The organism is Candidatus Accumulibacter contiguus (genome assembly GCF_012940005.1).
Lineage (GTDB): Bacteria > Pseudomonadota > Gammaproteobacteria > Burkholderiales > Rhodocyclaceae > Accumulibacter > Accumulibacter contiguus.
In genome coordinates this window covers 1-17,222 of record NZ_SPMX01000005.1, presented here as the reverse complement: position 1 = coordinate 17,222, position 17,222 = coordinate 1, and the positions used below count along the sequence as shown (strand labels likewise).

The 17,222-nt window shown below is 61.0% G+C and carries 18 protein-coding genes; 13 read left to right on the top strand and 5 right to left on the bottom strand.

Annotated elements, in window-relative coordinates:
* Positions 1-37: 37 nt before the first annotated feature.
* Together gatA and gatC are read right to left on the bottom strand one after the other, a co-directional pair.
* On the bottom strand, positions 38-1,507 hold the full coding sequence (gatA, locus tag E4Q08_RS01725) for an Asp-tRNA(Asn)/Glu-tRNA(Gln) amidotransferase subunit GatA (RefSeq protein WP_169069121.1): 1,470 nt from the start codon (positions 1,505-1,507) through the stop codon (positions 38-40).
* Positions 1,504-1,800 carry an Asp-tRNA(Asn)/Glu-tRNA(Gln) amidotransferase subunit GatC gene (gene gatC / locus E4Q08_RS01720; protein ID WP_034917199.1) on the bottom strand — a complete coding sequence of 99 codons (297 nt, stop codon included), beginning with the start codon at positions 1,798-1,800 and terminating at the stop codon, positions 1,504-1,506. Before gatC ends, gatA begins: the two co-directional genes overlap by 4 nt.
* Positions 1,801-1,904: 104 nt before the next feature.
* Between gatC and E4Q08_RS01715 the strand changes: the two genes are divergently transcribed.
* Genes E4Q08_RS01715 through E4Q08_RS01690 form a run of 6 tightly spaced genes read left to right on the top strand, consistent with a single transcriptional unit; the run spans position 1,905 to position 8,625 of the window.
* A complete protein-coding gene (locus tag E4Q08_RS01715; protein WP_169069120.1) occupies positions 1,905-2,948 on the top strand; it encodes a rod shape-determining protein in 1,044 nt (347 codons plus the stop codon).
* A 54-nt stretch (positions 2,949-3,002) separates the two neighbouring features.
* Positions 3,003-3,935, top strand: coding sequence for a rod shape-determining protein MreC (gene mreC / locus E4Q08_RS01710; RefSeq protein WP_034917197.1), 933 nt, complete (start codon positions 3,003-3,005; stop codon positions 3,933-3,935).
* A gap of 5 nt (positions 3,936-3,940) precedes the next feature.
* The gene (mreD, locus tag E4Q08_RS01705) at positions 3,941-4,465 is read left to right on the top strand and encodes a rod shape-determining protein MreD (protein ID WP_034917194.1); all 525 of its coding nucleotides are present in this window, start codon (positions 3,941-3,943) and stop codon (positions 4,463-4,465) included.
* Positions 4,466-4,498: 33 nt separating this feature from the next.
* Entirely contained in the window at positions 4,499-6,439 is a 1,941-nt protein-coding gene (gene mrdA / locus E4Q08_RS01700) for a penicillin-binding protein 2 (RefSeq protein ID WP_169069119.1), read from the top strand.
* 3 nt (positions 6,440-6,442) lie between these two features.
* Positions 6,443-7,549: a rod shape-determining protein RodA gene (gene rodA, locus E4Q08_RS01695; RefSeq protein WP_169069118.1), complete on the top strand. Its 1,107-nt coding sequence runs from the start codon at positions 6,443-6,445 to the stop codon at positions 7,547-7,549.
* On the top strand, positions 7,546-8,625 hold the full coding sequence (locus tag E4Q08_RS01690) for a septal ring lytic transglycosylase RlpA family protein (protein WP_169069117.1): 1,080 nt from the start codon (positions 7,546-7,548) through the stop codon (positions 8,623-8,625). Before rodA ends, E4Q08_RS01690 begins: the two co-directional genes overlap by 4 nt.
* On the opposite strand, the gene E4Q08_RS24010 is transcribed toward E4Q08_RS01690, so the two are convergent.
* Positions 8,626-8,784, bottom strand: a complete 159-nt coding sequence (locus E4Q08_RS24010; RefSeq protein ID WP_211203276.1) for a hypothetical protein — start codon at positions 8,782-8,784, stop codon at positions 8,626-8,628. It abuts the gene before it with no gap.
* Between the two features lie 13 nt (positions 8,785-8,797).
* Positions 8,798-9,541, bottom strand: a complete 744-nt coding sequence (locus tag E4Q08_RS01685) for a GAF domain-containing protein (RefSeq protein ID WP_169069116.1) — start codon at positions 9,539-9,541, stop codon at positions 8,798-8,800.
* Between the two features lie 197 nt (positions 9,542-9,738).
* Here E4Q08_RS01685 and E4Q08_RS01680 point away from each other — a divergent pair, with 197 nt between their 5' ends.
* The 4 genes from E4Q08_RS01680 (at position 9,739) to lipA (ending at position 12,912) form a co-directional block, all read left to right on the top strand.
* Positions 9,739-10,872, top strand: a complete 1,134-nt coding sequence (locus E4Q08_RS01680; RefSeq protein ID WP_034913611.1) for a D-alanyl-D-alanine carboxypeptidase family protein — start codon at positions 9,739-9,741, stop codon at positions 10,870-10,872.
* A 101-nt stretch (positions 10,873-10,973) separates the two neighbouring features.
* Positions 10,974-11,243, top strand: a complete 270-nt coding sequence (locus tag E4Q08_RS01675; RefSeq protein WP_034913614.1) for an HP0495 family protein — start codon at positions 10,974-10,976, stop codon at positions 11,241-11,243.
* Positions 11,244-11,296: 53 nt separating this feature from the next.
* Complete coding sequence (gene lipB, locus E4Q08_RS01670) at positions 11,297-11,923, top strand: lipoyl(octanoyl) transferase LipB (RefSeq protein WP_034913616.1); 627 nt, start codon at positions 11,297-11,299, stop codon at positions 11,921-11,923.
* The gene (lipA, locus tag E4Q08_RS01665; protein WP_169069115.1) at positions 11,920-12,912 is read left to right on the top strand and encodes a lipoyl synthase; all 993 of its coding nucleotides are present in this window, start codon (positions 11,920-11,922) and stop codon (positions 12,910-12,912) included. The genes lipB and lipA overlap by 4 nt, the downstream gene beginning before the upstream one ends.
* A gap of 17 nt (positions 12,913-12,929) precedes the next feature.
* Here lipA and E4Q08_RS01660 read toward each other — a convergent pair whose 3' ends face one another.
* Positions 12,930-13,448 carry a YqaA family protein gene (locus E4Q08_RS01660; protein ID WP_169069114.1) on the bottom strand — a complete coding sequence of 173 codons (519 nt, stop codon included), beginning with the start codon at positions 13,446-13,448 and terminating at the stop codon, positions 12,930-12,932.
* A 517-nt stretch (positions 13,449-13,965) separates the two neighbouring features.
* Here E4Q08_RS01660 and E4Q08_RS01655 point away from each other — a divergent pair.
* Genes E4Q08_RS01655 through E4Q08_RS01645 form a run of 3 tightly spaced genes read left to right on the top strand, consistent with a single transcriptional unit; the run spans position 13,966 to position 17,130 of the window.
* Positions 13,966-14,445: a septal ring lytic transglycosylase RlpA family protein gene (locus E4Q08_RS01655; RefSeq protein ID WP_308240032.1), complete on the top strand. Its 480-nt coding sequence runs from the start codon at positions 13,966-13,968 to the stop codon at positions 14,443-14,445.
* A gap of 52 nt (positions 14,446-14,497) precedes the next feature.
* Entirely contained in the window at positions 14,498-15,646 is a 1,149-nt protein-coding gene (gene prpC, locus E4Q08_RS01650; RefSeq protein WP_169069113.1) for a bifunctional 2-methylcitrate synthase/citrate synthase, read from the top strand.
* A 41-nt stretch (positions 15,647-15,687) separates the two neighbouring features.
* Positions 15,688-17,130, top strand: a complete 1,443-nt coding sequence (locus E4Q08_RS01645; protein ID WP_169069112.1) for a bifunctional 2-methylcitrate dehydratase/aconitate hydratase — start codon at positions 15,688-15,690, stop codon at positions 17,128-17,130.
* Positions 17,131-17,222 lie beyond the last annotated feature (92 nt).

Here is a 17,222-nt window from a genome sequence, read left to right as displayed (position 1 = left end):
GGAGGGCGCTCCGACGGTATTTGCCGGCTGCCGCTTCTCAGTCGAATCCGCCTGGCCGCTGCAGGTGCCAGGCGTTTGCCTGCTGGTAGCGGTGGGCGATGTTGAGCAGCCGGGCCTCGGTGAAATAGTCACCAATCAGTTGCAGGCCGGCCGGCAAGCCGCCGGCAAACCCGCAGGGGATTGAAATTCCGGGCAGGCCGGCGAGGTTGACGGCGATCGTATAGATATCCGACAGGTACATCTGCACCGGATCGGCCGCTTTTTCGCCGAGCTGGAAAGCGGTGCTCGGACTGGTCGGCCCGATGATCACGTCGCATTTCTGGAAGGCACTGGCGAAGTCATTGGCGATCAGGCGACGGATGCGTTGCGCCTGCAGGTAGTACGCGTCGTAGTAGCCGTGCGACAGGACGTAGGTGCCGATCAGGATGCGTCGCTTGACCTCGTCACCGAAGCCCTGCGCACGACTCTTGCAGTACATATCGTTGAGGTCCTGATAGTCCGGTGCTCGATAGCCGTAGCGAACGCCGTCAAAGCGCGCCAGGTTCGAACTCGCTTCCGCTGGTGCGATCACGTAGTAGGCGGCCACCGAAAGGCCCATGCTCGGCAGGCGGATGGAAACGGTTTCGGCACCGAGCTGGCGGTACTCGCCGATTGCCGCCTCGACCAGTTGCATCACTTCGGGACTGCAGCCGCCGGCAAAAAACTCTTCCGGCAGGCCGATTTTCAATCCGGCCAATGGCTTTGCGGTGCTCGTGGCATTGATCTCGCGGCTGAAATCTTCAGCTGGGCGGTCGAGACTCGTCGAATCGCGTTCGTCGAAGCCGGCCATGGCGTTGAGCAGGATGGCACAGTCGGCTGCCGAGCGGCCAAGGGGTCCGGCCTGATCGAGTGAAGACGCGAAGGCGATCATGCCGTAACGCGAGATGACGCCATACGTGGGCTTCATCCCGGTCAGGTTGCACAATGCCGCCGGTTGGCGAATCGATCCGCCGGTGTCGGTGCCGGTGGCTGCCGGTGCCAGGCGCGCGGCGACCGAAGCGGCCGATCCGCCGGAAGAACCACCGGGAACGCGGCTGTCGTCCCAGGGGTTGTGTACCGGCCCGTAGAAGGACGTTTCGTTCGACGAACCCATCGCGAACTCGTCCATGTTGGTCTTGCCAAGCATCACCGCACCTGCGGCATGGAAGCGGGCAATTACTGCGGCATCGTAGGGGCTGACGAAATTGCTCAGCATCTTCGACCCACAGGTGGTCAGCCAGCCACTGGCGCAGAAGATGTCCTTGTGCGCGATCGGGATGCCGGTCAGCGGACCGCCTTCGCCCCTGGCCAGGCGCGCGTCGGCGGCGTCTGCCTGGGCAAGACTGCGGGCCGGATCGACGGTGATGTAAGCGTTGAGTTGCGAGTTGTGGCGGGCAATGCGTTCGAGGTAGAGCTGGGTCAGTTCGACGCTCGAAATCTCCTTGTTCGCCAGGGCGGCCGCCATCGCCTGGAGGCTGTGCTCTATCATTCGATGACCTTTGGCACAAGGTAGAGTCCGGCCTCGGTTTCCGGTGCGATGGCCTGGAAAGCGGCACGCTGAGCGAGCTGGTCGGACTCGCTCACTACATCGGCACGCAGGCGCTGTGCCACATCCTGGGCATGCGCCATGGGTTCGATGCCTTGTGTATCAACCGCCTGCATCTCTTCGATCAAGCCAAAAATCTCGTTCAGTTGGCCGAGCGTGCTACGCGCTTCGACATCACTGATTTCGATTCGGGCGAGGTGGGCAACGCGACGGACCTGTTCTAGGGTAAGCGACATGGGCAGGAAATCACCAAGGTTGTTAAATGAGGAGGCCATATAAGGTATCATAAAAGTTTTTCCAACCGCAGCCCTCACTGCGGGCCATCACGGATTTCGCAAGCATGTTCAGTTTTCTGCGCAGTTATTTTTCCAATGATCTCGCGATCGACCTAGGCACGGCCAACACGCTGATCTATGTGCGATCGAAGGGAATCGTTCTCGACGAGCCGTCGGTGGTCGCCATTCGTACGCAGGGTGGGCCGAACTCGAAGAAAACGATTCAGGCGGTCGGCAAGTCAGCCAAGGAAATGCTTGGCAAGGCACCTGGCGCGATCACGGTGATCCGGCCGATGAAGGATGGCGTGATCGCCGATTTCACGGTCACCGAGCAGATGCTCAAGCAGTTCATCAAGAAAGTGCACGACTCGCGGTTATTGTCGCCGTCGCCGCGGATCATCATCTGTGTGCCTTCGGGTTCGACACAGGTCGAACGCCGCGCGATTCGTGAGTCGGCGATCGGAGCCGGTGCGAGTCAGGTTTTTCTGATCGAGGAGCCGATGGCGGCGGCGATCGGCGCTGGTCTGCCGGTGTCCGAGCCGACGGGTTCGATGGTCGTCGATATTGGCGGCGGGACCACCGAAGTCGGCGTCATTTCGCTCGGCGGCATGGTCTATGCGGGTTCGGTACGCGTCGGCGGCGACAAGCTCGACGAGGCGATCATGAACTACATCAGCCGCAACTACGGCATGCTGATCGGCGAGAACACCGCCGAGAACATCAAGAAAAATATCGGTTCGGCGTTTCCTGGCGCCGAGGTGCGCGAGATGGAGGTTTCAGGAATCAACAAGGCCGAAGGGATTCCGCGCAAGTTCACCATTTCCTCGAACGAAATTCTCGAAGCACTGACCGAGCCGTTGAACAGCGTCGTTTCGGCGGTCAAGTCGGCGCTTGAAAAGACCCCCCCAGAACTTGGCGCCGACATTGCCGACAAAGGCATGGTACTCACCGGTGGTGGTGCCTTGCTGCGCGACATCGATCGCCTGCTGATGGAGGAGACCGGTCTGCCGGTGATCGTTGCCGAGGAGCCTTTGACCTGCGTTGCCCGAGGTTGTGGCATGGCGCTCGAAAAGATGGATAATCTCGGGAGCATTTTCGCTTCCGATTGACGCGCCGCGGTGCGTGCTGTGATCGCCGCACCTTGTCAACTCCAGGCCTGATTGATGGACCACCAGCCGCCACCGTTTTTCAAACGCGGGCCGGCACCCGTGGCGCTGCTGTCGTTCTACGTTGCGCTGTCGGTTGCACTCCTGGTGGCCGACGCGCGCCTGCAAACGCTGGAGGTGCTGCGGCAGGCGCTGTCCATGTTCACCCATCCGGTGCAACATCTGGCTCAGCTGCCGGCGAAGTTTCTCGATAACGCCGGGAATTATTTCGTGAGCGTGTCGCGTTTGCAGGATGAAAATGCCCAGTTGAAACGTGCTCGCCTTGACAACGTGGCGACGCTGCTGCGTACCCAGCACCTGGAAATCGAGAACGTGCGTCTGCGCAAACTCCTCGGCGTCAAGGAGCGGCAGCAGGCGAGCGGTCAACTGGCACAGATTCTCTATTCGGCGCGCGATCCCTATTCGCGGCGTATCGTCATCGACAAGGGGCAGCAGGACAAGGTGCTTGCCGGGCAGCCGGTGATCGATGATGCGGGCATCGTCGGTCAGGTGACCAGAGTGTTTCCCTTCGTCGCCGAAGTGACGCTGATTACCGACAAGGAACAGGCAGTGCCTGTACAGATCGTTCGCACCGGCTTGCGCTCGGTGGTTTTCGGTCTCGGCAACGGCCAGCTCGAACTGCGTTTTCTGCCGGCCAACGCCGACGTTCAGGATGGCGACGTGCTGGTCACCTCGGGACTGGACGGCATCTTTCTACCGGGCTTCCCGGTCGCCAGGGTGGTGCACATCGAACGCGACACCTCATACTCATTTGCCAGAATCTTCTGCATGCCCTTGGCCGGCGTCGAGAATTTCAGCGAAGTGATGATCCTCGACCCGCGTCCGGCGGTGGTCTTGCCGGAGCAACTCGTCAGGGAGGCTGCCGGTCGGGAAGCCAAATCGCCGGTGCGATCCGGACAGGCAAAGAAGAAACGCCTGAAAAAGGACTGAACCCGATGCAGACCAGCAGCTACTCCTCATCACGCATTCTCTTGCCGGTACGCCCGTGGTTCATCGGTTTCAGTTTGCTGGCAGCGCTGCTGCTGAACTTCCTGCCGACCACCGTCTGGCGCGGCGTGCCCGACTGGCTGGCTTTGTTGATCGTTTTCTGGAGTATTCGCGAGCCACGCCGCGTCGGCATGGGCTTGGCCTTCGTTTTCGGCGTGGCCATGGACGTTGCCGATGCCAGTCTGCTCGGACAGCACGCGCTGGCCTATGTCCTGGCGGCTTACTGCGGATCCTCGCTGTCGCGCCGGATCCTGTGGTTTCCGCTCGGGCTGCAAGCCTTGCAGGTACTGCCGCTGCTCTTGCTGGTCCAGTTGGTGCAGTTCAGCGTGCGCCTGCTCGCCGGCGCCGATTCACCAGGCATCAGCTATTTCCTCGGACCCATTTTCGGTACGTTGTTGTGGCCCTTGCTGACCTTCATCCTGCTGCTGCCGCAGCACCAACCCGTAGACCGTGATGCCAACCGGCCGCTCTGAGCCCGTGCTGTGCTGCCGGCGCTGTGTTCCCCGATGCGCAGCGCTCATGAGTCCGACGTCATCGCTGAGGGTTTCACCTTGCTGGCTGCTCAGTTACCGTTGAATGCCACCGATCGCGAGCTGTATCGCTTTCGCTTCCGGATCGCTCTTTCCGGGGTCGCGGTGCTGGCGGCTTTCATTGTCCTGATTGTGCGCTTTGTCCATTTGCAGGTGTTTCAGCACGCTTACTACACCACCCGCGCCGAGGACAACCGGATTTCCCTGGTGCCGATCGTTCCCAACCGGGGCGTCATCGTCGATCGCAATGGCACGGTCCTGGCCCGCAATTACTCGGCGTTCACGCTGGAGATTACGCCGTCGAAGGTCGCGGACCTCGAAGCGACAATCGAAGGTCTGGGCAAGGTGATCGAGGTCCTGCCCAAGGACCGCAAGCGTTTTCGCAGGTTGCTCGAAGAGAGCAGGAACTTTGAAAGCCTGCCGATTCGTACTCGCCTGAGCGAGGAAGAAGTCGCCCGTTTCGCGGCCAACCGTTATCTCTTTCCCGGTGTCGAGGTCAAGGCGCGCCTGTTCCGCCAGTATCCGCTGGGTCCGGTCGCTGCGCACGCCATCGGCTACATCAATCGCATCAACAAGCGTGACCTGGAGATCATCGAGGAAAACGAACAGACCGCCAACTACAAAGGCACCGACCATATCGGCAAGACCGGACTGGAACAGAAATACGAATATCAGTTGCATGGAGAAACCGGCTATGAGCAGGTCGAAATCGATGCGGGCGGCCGGGCCATTCGCAGCCTGTCGCGGACGGCGCCGGTACAGGGCAACAACCTGACGCTGACGCTCGACGTCAAGTTGCAGGAAATGGCCGAACAGGCTTTTGGCGACCGCCGTGGCGCGCTGGTGGCGATCGAGCCATCGAGCGGAGGCATCCTCGCGCTGGTGTCCACCCCTTCCTTCGACCCGAATCTCTTTGTCGATGGCATTCGCAACGATGACTGGGAATTGCTCAACAACTCGCCAGACAAACCGATGCTCAACCGCGCGCTGAACGGCGCCTATCCACCGGGTTCGACCTTCAAGCCGTTCATGGCAATGGCGGCGCTGGAAACCGGCAAGCGCACGCCCGGACAGACGATTTTCGATCCCGGTGTTTTCAACTTCGGCGGGCACCAGTTTCGCGATGACAAGAAGGGGGGGCACGGCAGCGTCGATATGTACAAGTCGATCGTCCAGTCCTGTGATACCTACTACTACATGCTCGCCAACGACATGGGCATCGACAGCATCGCGCGCTTCATGGGGCAGCTGGGTTTCGGTCAACGCACCGGCGTAGACATCGAGGGGGAATCGGAAGGTGTGCTGCCGTCGCCGGAGTGGAAGAAGCGTCGTTTCAAGCGACCGGAGCAGCAGAAGTGGTTTGCCGGTGAAACGATTTCGATCGGCATCGGTCAGGGTTACAATGCCTACACTCCGATCCAGCTGGCGCAGGCGACGGCCACCATTGCCAACAATGGGGTGATGTTCCGGCCGCACCTCGTGAAGTACATTACCGACAGCCGAAGTGGCGAGCAGACGATGATCGAGCCGGAGCCGCTGCGCATTCTGCCGTGGAAGCGGCAGAATGTCGACACCATCAAGAAGGCGATGATCGGCGTCAACACTGCGGGCACTGCCGCGCGCGCTTTTGCCGGTGCCGGCTATATCTCCGCAGGCAAGACCGGCACGGCGCAGGTTTTCAGCCTCAAGGGAGCGGAGTACCGGTCGTCGAGTGTCAAGAAGGAGTTGCGTGACCATGCGCTGTTCATCGCTTTTGCGCCGGCAGACCAGCCGAAGATCGCGCTGGCCGTGCTGGTGGAAAACGGTGGTTTTGGTGCCCAGTCGGCGGCGCCGATCGCACGCATGGTTTTCGATTACTATCTGCTCGGCAAGCTGCCCAAGGGGGCAGCACGGGAAGACGATGTCGAGGAGGACTAGCTGATGTTGCCGCCGTTGCTGCACCGCGTCTGGGTGCGCCTGGTCGAACACCTCGACGGGCCCTTGCTGCTGATCACCGCATTGATCATGGCCACTGGCCTGGCAACCGTCTACAGCGCCACCTACGACGCCAGCAACCGCCTGCTGGCGCAGACCGTGAACATGGCGGTGGGATTTTGTGCGATGTGGCTGGTGGCGCAGTTGCCACCGCAGAAGCTGATGGGCTTCGGCGTGCCGCTCTACGTGCTCGGCGTGATCCTGTTGATTTGCGTATTTTTCTTCGGGGTCAAGGTGAATGGGGCCAGACGCTGGTTGTCGCTCGGGTTTACCCGCATCCAGCCCTCCGAGGTGCTGAAGATTGCCGTGCCGCTGATGCTCGCCTGGTACTTTCACAAGCACGAAGCGGTGCTCAGATTCCGCCATTATCTCTTTGCCTGTCTGCTGCTGCTCATCCCTTTCGCCTTGATTGCCAAGCAGCCTGATCTCGGAACGGCGATACTCGTCGGTGCCGCCGGCTTCTACGTCATTTTCCTGGCCGGTCTGCCCTGGCAGGTGATCATTGGCCTGTTCGCTACGGCGGCGGCGGCGGCACCTTTCGTGTGGACGATGTTGCATGATTACCAGCGCAAACGCATCCTGACCCTGATCGATCCGACCAGCGATCCGCTTGGGGCGGGTTATCACATCATCCAGTCGACCATTGCCATCGGCTCGGGTGGTACATTCGGCAAAGGCTGGCTGGAAGGTACGCAGACCCACCTCGAATTCATCCCCGAGCGCCATACCGACTTCATCTTCGCCGTATTCTCCGAAGAGCGCGGTTTGCTCGGCAACAGCATCCTGGTGCTGCTCTACTTTCTGTTGGTTGCGCGTGGCCTGATGATCGCCGCCAATGCCTCGACGCTATTCGCGCGCGTCATGGCCGGCTCGGTGACGCTGAGCCTGTTCACCTATGTGTTCGTCAACATGGGCATGGTCAGCGGCATTCTGCCGGTGGTCGGGGTGCCACTGCCGTTCATGAGTTATGGCGGAACGGCGCTGGTGACCCTGTCGATCGGTATCGGCATCCTGATGAGCATCCAGACGCACCGGATGCTGGTCCGAAAATGAGGCGAGCGGAGTGTGGGCTGGCTGGGCTGGCTGGACTGGCCAGGCAACTGCCGTACACCGCGGCACTGTGCCTGTTGCCATTGCTCCTCGCAGCCTGTGGTAGTCAGCCATCGCGTCCGGCCGAGGCAGGGGCGCGCACGGCCGAGCCGGCCAAGGCACCGGCGAAGATGGTCAGGAAGGCGAACGTCCTGCAGAAGCGAGGGGGCGCCTATTACAAGGACGATGGCCCGGGGGACGAGTTTCCCGACAATCTCGATGAGATTCCCGACGCGCAGCCGCGCCTTGAACCGCTGCATCGCTTCGCCAACCGACCGTATGTCGTTCTCGGCAAGGCCTATGAGCCACATGCCAGTCTCAGACCCCATCAGGAGCGCGGTGTGGCGAGCTGGTACGGCAAGAAGTTTCATGGACAACCCACGTCGATCGGCGAACCCTACGACATGTTCTCGATGACCGCCGCACACCCGACACTGGCAATTCCTTCGTACGCGCGGGTAACCAATGTCAGCAATGGAAAGTCGGTGGTCGTGAGAGTGACCGACCGGGGGCCGTTCCATGCGGATCGTGTCATCGATCTCTCGTATGCGGCCGCTTACCGATTGGGGTACGTGGACAACGGCAGCACCCTGGTCGAAGTCGAGTCGATTCTGCCGGCAGGCGCGACGACGATGAGCTACGCGCAGGTGATGCCGGCGCCAGCACGCCCATCACGAGTGGTTCCCGGCCCGGCGGAGCGCGACGAGATTGAACTGCTGGCGGCCAGGCTCGGCCCCGACAAGGCGGCCGCGCCATCCCTGCTGGTCGATGTGACGCCGGCGGCATCTGCCACCGCGTCCGTGGGCCTACGCGGCGTTTTCCTGCAATTGGGTGCCTTTGCCAGCGCCGAAAACGCCGAGAGTCTGCGTGCCCACCTGTTGCGTGAACTGGACTGGCTCAACGAGGGAATCCAGATCAACGCCGGTGGCGGCATGCACCGCGTCCATCTGGGTCCATATATCAGCCGTGTCGATGCCGAAAAGATTGCCGAGAGGATTCGTCTGGCACTGGGTTACAAGCCCACCTTCGTGGCGCGCTGATCAGGCGTCGTCACTGTCGAGTGGGCGGAATACCCCCTGCACGACCTTCCTGCCTTGCCCGAGCTGCACCACCTGGCTCCTGATTTCGAGGGGGATGCGCTTGCCATCGTGAGCGAGCATTTCGCTGCGCACCGACTCCGCACCGCTGCTCCTGGCCAACTGCTTGCACAGATCACGAATGTCCAGGCTGTCGCCGCTGCCATGGACTGCATTGCTCTGGACGCCGAGAAGCGCTTGCAACTGTCGCCCGAAGAGTTTTTTTCGCCTGTGGGTTGGCTTCGAGAATATGCCCGGTGTTGGCGTCAGAGATCAGGATGGCGTCACGCGCACTCTCGAACAGTGCGCGTCGCAGGCTGTTGGCGTCGCGCAGTTCTTCCTTGATCGAAAGCAGCTGATTTTGCAGCAGGGCCTGGCTGACCAGACTGGCGACGGCATGTGCAAACAATCGCTGCACCGAAGTCCAGGCCGAGTGCGGTCCGACGCGCTCGATGCAGAGCACGCCCTGCAATTCTCCTTGGGCATGAATCGGCGAGTTGATGACGGCACTGATGCCGTTCATCAGCAGATAGTCGTTGCCGAACTCACGGGTGGACGGATGCTTCATCGCGTCATCGGCAACAATCGGGTCGCCCTTCTCGAGTGCCCGGAAATATTCCGGATAGCGTGCCGCGCGCAGTGTCAGGCCGCTGCTATGCCGGTCGCGAGACAGCTCGTAGAGATTGATGCACTCGAGATTCTCGCCTTGCGAACTCAAGCCCCACAGACTGACACGCTCGATGTTGAGCATCTGGCTGGTGGTGGCGGTGAGCTGGCGCAGGGTCTCGTCGAGGCGATGACCGGCAAATCCTCGTCTTGACAGTTGTGCAAACGCACCTTGCAGATCAAGGGAGTTCGAAATAGGTCGGAAAGGTGGCAACAATAGAGTCCAGCGGTAACCACTTGCGCGTGGGTATACATCCCGAAAAGTGTCACTACTGTACTGGCAGCTTGGTGTAACGGGCTGTGGAGTAGATCACGGAAGCGAGGAATCTCCTGACTGGATTGGTCACAAAACGCATACGGGTATGGCCGGGATGGCTTGCTATAATCGCCCCTTTGCCCAGACATCCAGCCATGCTCAAGCTTCGATCCCTGCTTTTCGTTCTCCTCTGCCTTCCCGTTCTGGCCGCTGCTCAGCAACTGCCGACACCGCCGGTACTGGCGGCCAAGTCATGGCTGCTGGTCGAGTCGGCTTCCGGGCAGGAACTGACCGGACAGGCGCCCGACCAGCGCCTCGAGCCGGCGTCACTGACCAAGCTGATGACGGCCTATCTGAGTTTTGCGGCGATCAGACAGGGTACGATCAAGCTTGATCAGACCGTGCCGGTCTCCCAGAAGGCCTGGAAAACGGGCGGTTCGCGAATGTTCATCCAGGTCGGCACAGAGGTCCGGGTTGAGGATCTGCTGAAGGGAATGATTGTCCAGTCGGGCAACGACGCCTGTGTCGCGCTAGCCGAAGCCATTGCCGGTGACGAGGAGAACTTCGCCCAGATGATGAATCGTGAGGCGCAGAGACTGGGCATGAAGGGATCGAGTTTTCGCAATTCGAGCGGCCTGCCTGATCCGCAGCACTATACGACGGCACGCGATCTGGCGATTCTGGCCGATGCCCTGATTCGTGATTTTCCCGAAGAGTACGCCAAGTACTACTCGATGAAGGAATTTCGCTATAACAACATCAGGCAGCCGAATCGCAACCGCCTGTTGTATATCGATCCGACCGTCGATGGCCTCAAGACCGGTCACACCGAGGCGGCGGGTTATTGCCTGGTCTCGTCGGCGAAACGCGGGTCGCGTCGCCTGGTTTCGGTGGTGCTCGGTGCGGCGTCGGACCGTGCGCGCGCACAGGAATCACTGAAACTGCTCAACTTTGGCTTCCAGTTCTACGATGCCGTGCAACTGTATGCGAAAAACGAGCCGGTTTCCACGCTGAAGGTCTGGAAGGGCAAGGAGAGTACGGTCAAGATTGGTTTTGCCAGGGATCTCGTGATGACAGTGCCCAAGGGTTTCGGTCCCAAAATCAAGACTGAACTCGTGTCGCAACAGCGGCTGATGGCGCCGGTCGCCCTCGGGCAGGTGCTGGCTACCCTGAAGGTCAGCATCGATGACAAAGCGTATGGCGATTACCCGGTAGTGGCGCTTGAGGAGGTGCCGGCCGCAGGCATTCTTGGCCGCATGATCGACAGCGTCCGTCTCTGGTTTCTTTGATCTTTACATGGGGCATGCAGCCGTCGCGATGTCTGGGTGTCGTCGCGAGAGGCGATTACTGCCGATGAGCGTTTTGCTCGATGAAACAAACCGGAGCGCCGATGTCCGACGAGACTGACCGCCTGTTCGAGTTTCCTTGCGCTTTCCCGCTGAAGATCATGGGAACGGCCAGCGAGGCCTTGACGCAGGCGGTCCTCGAAGTCATGCTGTCGCAGGCGCCGGATTTCGATCCTGCGACGATGGAGGTGCGTTCTTCATCGACCGGCAAGTATCTGAGCCTTACCTGCACCATCAATGCCACCAGCAGGGCACAACTCGACGCGCTCTATCGGGAACTGAGCAGCCATCCGCTGGTCAAGATCGTTCTGTGAAACCGGCCGGTGAGGGCGGTGCCGGTGATTCGGACGGTTTCGACAGCGACGCCATGCCGGCTGCCTCGTCGCTGCGGGTTCGCCATCTTGGCTGCACCGATTACTGGCAGACCTGGCAGGAAATGGTCCGTTTTACTGCTGCAAGAAGCGACCAGACGGTCGACGAACTATGGTGTTGCCAGCATGCGCCGGTGCTCACCCTCGGGCAGGCCGGCAAACCGGAGCATCTGCTGGCCGACCTGGGCATTCCGCTGGTGCAGACCGACCGGGGCGGCCAGATCACCTACCATGGTCCGGGCCAGGTGGTGATCTACCTGTTGCTGGATCTGAACCGAAGGAAGCTGAAAGTGCGCGAGCTGGTGACGGCGATCGAGCAGGCGGCGATCGACCTGCTTGCCGAGCATGGTGTCGTTGCCGAGCGGCATGGCGGCGCACCGGGAGTTTATGTGGGCGTGGCCAAGGTGGCGGCGCTTGGCCTGCGCGTCCGCAAGGGGTGCTGTTACCATGGAATCAGCTTGAATGTTGCGATGGATCTGTCACCGTTTGCAGCAATCAACCCCTGCGGTTACCCCGGCCTGCCGGTGACGCAGACCCGCGATCTCGGCATCGCGCTGACCCCCGCACAAGCAGCGACGGCACTGGCCGGACATCTCGTGGAACAACTGGAGCGCAAGCGATGAGCAGTCAGAATGATGGGCAGGCAGGGCAGGGGGTGGCAAGAACAGGTGCCAGGATCGCCGGCATCAAGGAAAGGGGTGAACTGAAAACGGCCCGCATTCCGATCAAGATCGTCCCGCAGGCGCCACAGCGCAAGCCTGACTGGATTCGGGTCAAGGCGGGTAACGAGGCGGGTCGCTTCGGTGAAATCAAGAAAATGTTGCGCGATCAGAAGCTGCATACCGTCTGTGAAGAAGCCGCTTGTCCGAACATTGGCGAATGTTTCGGCCGCGGTACGGCGACCTTCATGATCCTCGGCGACATCTGTACGCGTCGCTGCCCGTTCTGTGACGTCGGTCATGGCAAGCCGCTGGCGCCCGATGTCAACGAGCCTGCCCATCTTGCCGACAGCGTTGCCCGACTCAAGCTTCGCTATGTGGTGATCACCAGCGTCGACCGCGATGACCTGCGTGATGGCGGCGCACAGCATTTCGTCGAGGTGATTGCCGAAGTGCGTCGCAGGTCGCCCGACACGACCATCGAGACGCTGGTTCCCGATTTCCGGGGCCGCATGGAGATCGCCATCGAGATCCTGGGGCAGGCGCTGCCCGACATCCTCAACCACAACCTGGAAACGGTGCCGCGCCTGTATCGCCAGGCTCGGCCCGGTGCCGATTACGCGCATTCGCTGGCTTTCATCAAAGGCTTCAAGGCACGCTATCCACAGGTGCCGACCAAATCGGGACTGATGGTCGGCCTGGGTGAGAGCGACGACGAGATCCTCGAAGTGCTGCGAGACCTGCGTGCCAACGACGTCGATATGCTGACGATCGGCCAGTACCTGGCACCTTCTGGCCATCACCTGCCGGTAATGCGCTATGTGCATCCCGAGATCTTCAAGATGTACGAGCAGGAGGCGCTGGCGATGGGTTTCACTGGTGCCGCCTGCGGTCCGATGGTGCGCTCCAGCTACTGGGCGGATGTGCAGGCGCACAGCGCCGGCGTCGCCTGATCCGGGGTGTCTGCTGCTCAGTTGTAACGGATGAAGCGCGCCGGATAGCGGGCTGTGGCCCAGGCCAGAAACAGGTATTTGACCGTCTTGCCGATGCCGACTGCGATCAGGATGCCCAGCGTCGATACGTCGGCCAGGGCGCAGAAAAGCAGTGCGGGTGTCTGCGGTATCGGCGAACCGGCAATGATCAGCATGGCCACCAGGCCCCAGCGCTGCAGCCATTCGCTGGCCGTCAGCCAGGCCTGCGAGTGCATCAGTTCCGGGTAGTGCGAGACGATGAACTCCGATCCCAGATACTGGAAAATCTCGACCAGTACCGCAGCACCGCAGCCACTGGCAAGGCCACAGAGCAGTCCGAGCGATCGCCAGCGCCTGGGCGAGAGCAGCACCGCCGGGATCAGTACGGCAACGAATGGGAAGGTGAAGGTCATCGTCGACGAAAAGGCGATCGCCGTCACGACCAGCGAATAGTAACGATGTGCCACACTGCGCATCAGCAGCCGTCGCAACCAGTCGGGAAGCGGGTGCGTCTTCATTCTTTCGACGCCCCGGATCGATTCGATTTGCATACCCCGGCCGCGCGCGGCGGTCGCCCGGGCAGCAGCCTGATGGTCTGCCGACTTGTGCGCGTGCCGAAGCGCAGGATATGCTTACGCAGGCGAAGCTGCAGCCTTGCCAATTGCCACCGGGGAGTCACCATGCGCCACCTTGCAGGAATTGTCGGAATTGTAAGCGCTCTGAGCTGTTGCGGACGGTATTCGACACCCTTGGCCAGTGCGTCAGCGGTGATCGCCTCCAGCACTATGGCTACTATGAAAGTCGCGAGCGACTCTCGAATCTCCCCTCCCCCCCTCGCGGGGGGAGGGGTTGGGGGGAGAGGGGAAACGGTCTTGACTTTTCATCATCGGGTGTGTCTTGCAAAATCATGACCGTTTGACCAGATGCTGCCCACCCAGATGCGCGCGCAGGCAGTGAGGATGCTTGACGACAGGCCTGGCCTGCAATCGATCTGGCTCTTGCGGCCACCTTGAGGAGCCATATCCTGTGAAATTTGTGTTTGTGGTGCTGGTTTTGCTGTTTTCAGGATCAGCTTTTGGCGCGGCCTCTCCTGCGCTCGGTACACCGGGCGAATGGCCGAATACTTCGCCGATCCTGAGCGGCCGAGCCAGCTTTTACGGCACCGCATTTAGCGGGCGCAAAACGGCTTCCGGCGAGCATTTTGATCACCAGACCATTTCGGCAGCAAGCAATCGCTTTCCCCTGGGCTCGCTGGTGGCCGTGCGCCGGATCTTGTCCGCGCGTTGCGTGGTGGTCAGGATCAATGATCGCATGGGACATCGCAGCCGGCTGATCGACCTGTCACGTGAGGCGGCGGTACGTCTCGGAATGATCGAGGCCGGCGTCACCGAGGTGGAAGTCGTTGCCCTGCCCAAATACCTGAAAGGCCACGAAAACGCCTGTTTGCTCGCCTTTTTGCCACCGCTGCACCTGCACGCCAGCGACGGGCAAGATACCGGAATTGCGAAGAAGTAAGATGGCCTGCAGCCGCGGGCCGAGTGGCTCGCCAACGAGGGAGGAATACGAAGTGAAGGAAATCGAACTGCCCAGGGTCAAGAAATCGGTCGCGCTGTCCGGCGTGGTCGCCGGCGACACGGCAATCTGTTCGGTGGGGCGGGTCGGCAACGATCTGTATTACCGCGGCTACGATGTCATTGCGCTCGCCGAGCATGCCACTTTCGAGGAAGTGGCCTATCTGCTGCTCTATGGGCGCTTGCCGAGTCTGACCCAGCTCAACCAGTACAAGAAGAAACTCAAGACGCTGCGTGGGTTGCCGGTGATGCTGCGACCGATGCTGGAGAACCTGCCGGCCTCGGCGCATCCGATGGACGTCTTGCGTAGCGGTTGCTCGGCGCTCGGCACGATTCTGCCGGAGGCGCAGGACCATAACCCCGGTGCTGCGCGCGAGATTGCCGATCGGCTGATTGCCAGCTTCGCGTCGATGCTGCTCTACTGGTACCACTGGTCGCATAATGGCCGGCGTATCGAGACCGAGACCGATGACGACTCGATCGCCGCGCACTTCCTTCACCTCTTGCGGGGCAAGGCTCCGACGGCGCTGCAGGCGAGCAGCCTCGACAAGTCGCTGGTGCTCTATGCCGAGCACGAGTTCAACGCCTCGACCTTTGCCGCCCGGACGATCAGCGGCACCGGTGCCGACCTGTATGCGGCGGTCAGCGGTGCCATCGGCGCGCTCAGCGGACGTCGGCACGGTGGTGCCAACGAGGTTGCTTTCGAGATCCAGAGCCGCTATAACGACGCCGAACACGCCGAGCAGGACATTCGCCGCCGTCTTGAAAACAAGGAAATCATCATCGGTTTCGGGCACCCGCTGTACACCATCGCCGATCCGCGCAACAAGGTCATCCGCTCCGTCGCCCAGCAATTGTGCACCGCTGGAGACAACCTGGTACTGTTCGACATCGCCAGTCGCATCGAGGCCGTGATGTGGGAGCAGAAGCGCATGTTTCCCAACGTCGATTGGTTCTCGGGTGTGGCGTATCACATGCTGGCCGTTCCGACACCAATGTTTACGCCCCTGTTTGTCATCGCCCGCACCAGCGGCTGGGCGGCGCACGTCATCGAGCAACGCATCGATGGAAAAATCATCCGACCCTCAGCCAACTACATCGGGCCGGAGGCACAGGAGTTCGTCATCCTGTCAAAACGAAGCTGAGTATTCCACGAGGCATCCGTTTTGCAGCAAGAGAAACCGACATGAGCACACGCATTCCCACCACTCGTCCCGTACCGGACCGGGTTCTGGTCGATATCGCCGACTACGTCATCGACTTCAAGGTCGAGTCGAGGGCGGCTTTTGAAACGGCGCGTTATTGCCTGATCGACGCTCTCGGTTGTGGCCTCGAAGCGCTCGCCTACCCGGCCTGCAGCAAACTGCTCGGGCCGATCGTCCCGGGCACCGTCGTTCCCGACGGTGCCCGGGTTCCCGGCACCGCATTTCAACTCGACCCGGTGCAGGCGGCCTTCAACATCGGCACCCTGATTCGCTGGCTGGACTTCAACGACACCTGGTTGGCGGCCGAATGGGGGCATCCTTCGGATAATCTCGGGGGTATTCTCGCCACTGCCGACTGGTTGTCGCGAAGCCGCGTCGCCAGCGGGCAGGCGCCGCTGCAGATGCGCCAAGTCCTCGAAGCGATGATCAAGGCCTACGAGATCCAGGGCGTGCTGGCACTTGAAAACAGCTTCAATCGCGTTGGGCTGGATCACGTGCTACTGGTCAAGGTGGCTACTGCCGCGGTATGTACCTGGCTGATGGGCGGCGGGCGAGAGCAGATCATCAATGCCGTTTCGCAGGCTTTTGTCGATGGTCAGCCGCTGCGCACTTATCGGCATGCGCCGAATACCGGTTCGCGCAAATCCTGGGCGGCCGGCGATGCCAGCGCGCGTGGTGTGCTGCTGGCGTTGATGTCACTCAAGGGTGAAATGGGTTACCCGACGGTGTTGACTGCCCCGACCTGGGGCTTTTATGAGGTTCTGTTCAGGGGACAGCCATTCCGCCTGTCGCGTCCGTATGGCAGCTACGTGATCGAAAATGTGCTGTTCAAGATCAGTTTTCCTGCCGAATTCCATGCCCAGACGGCGGTCGAGTGTGCGGTGGAACTGCATCCACAGGTGCTTGGACGGATCGATACGATCTTCAGGGTGCTGATTCGTACCCACGAATCCGCGCTGCGCATCATCGACAAGAAGGGGCCGCTCTTCAACCCCGCCGACCGCGACCACTGCCTGCAATACATGGTCGCCGTTGCACTGATCAAGGGCCGGCTGACTGGCGAAGACTACGAGGACGCAGCGGCTGCCGACCCACGCATCGACGCGCTACGTGCGAAGATCGAGGTCAGCGAAGAACCGAGGTTTTCGGCGGACTACCTGGACCCGGCCAAGCGCTCGATCGCCAACGCCGTGCAAGTCGTATTCGCTGATGGTAGCCGGACAGCAGAACTGATCTCCGAGTACCCGCTTGGGCACTGTCGTCGCCGTGCCGAAGGTATTCCCGTGCTGGTCGAGAAATTCAGAACGCATCTGGCACGCCGGTTTTCTCCGGAGCAGCAAAGCCGCATCGAAGAGTCTTCGCGCGACGTATATCAACTGGGAGCCCTGGCAGTGCACGATTACCTCGACCAATATGCACCCTGATCGGCACTCATCGATCGGACTCCTGCGCACCTTCCGATGAGCGCCCTGGCAGCAGTGGTGCAGCATTTGCGTGGCCATCGTCAGTCTGCGAT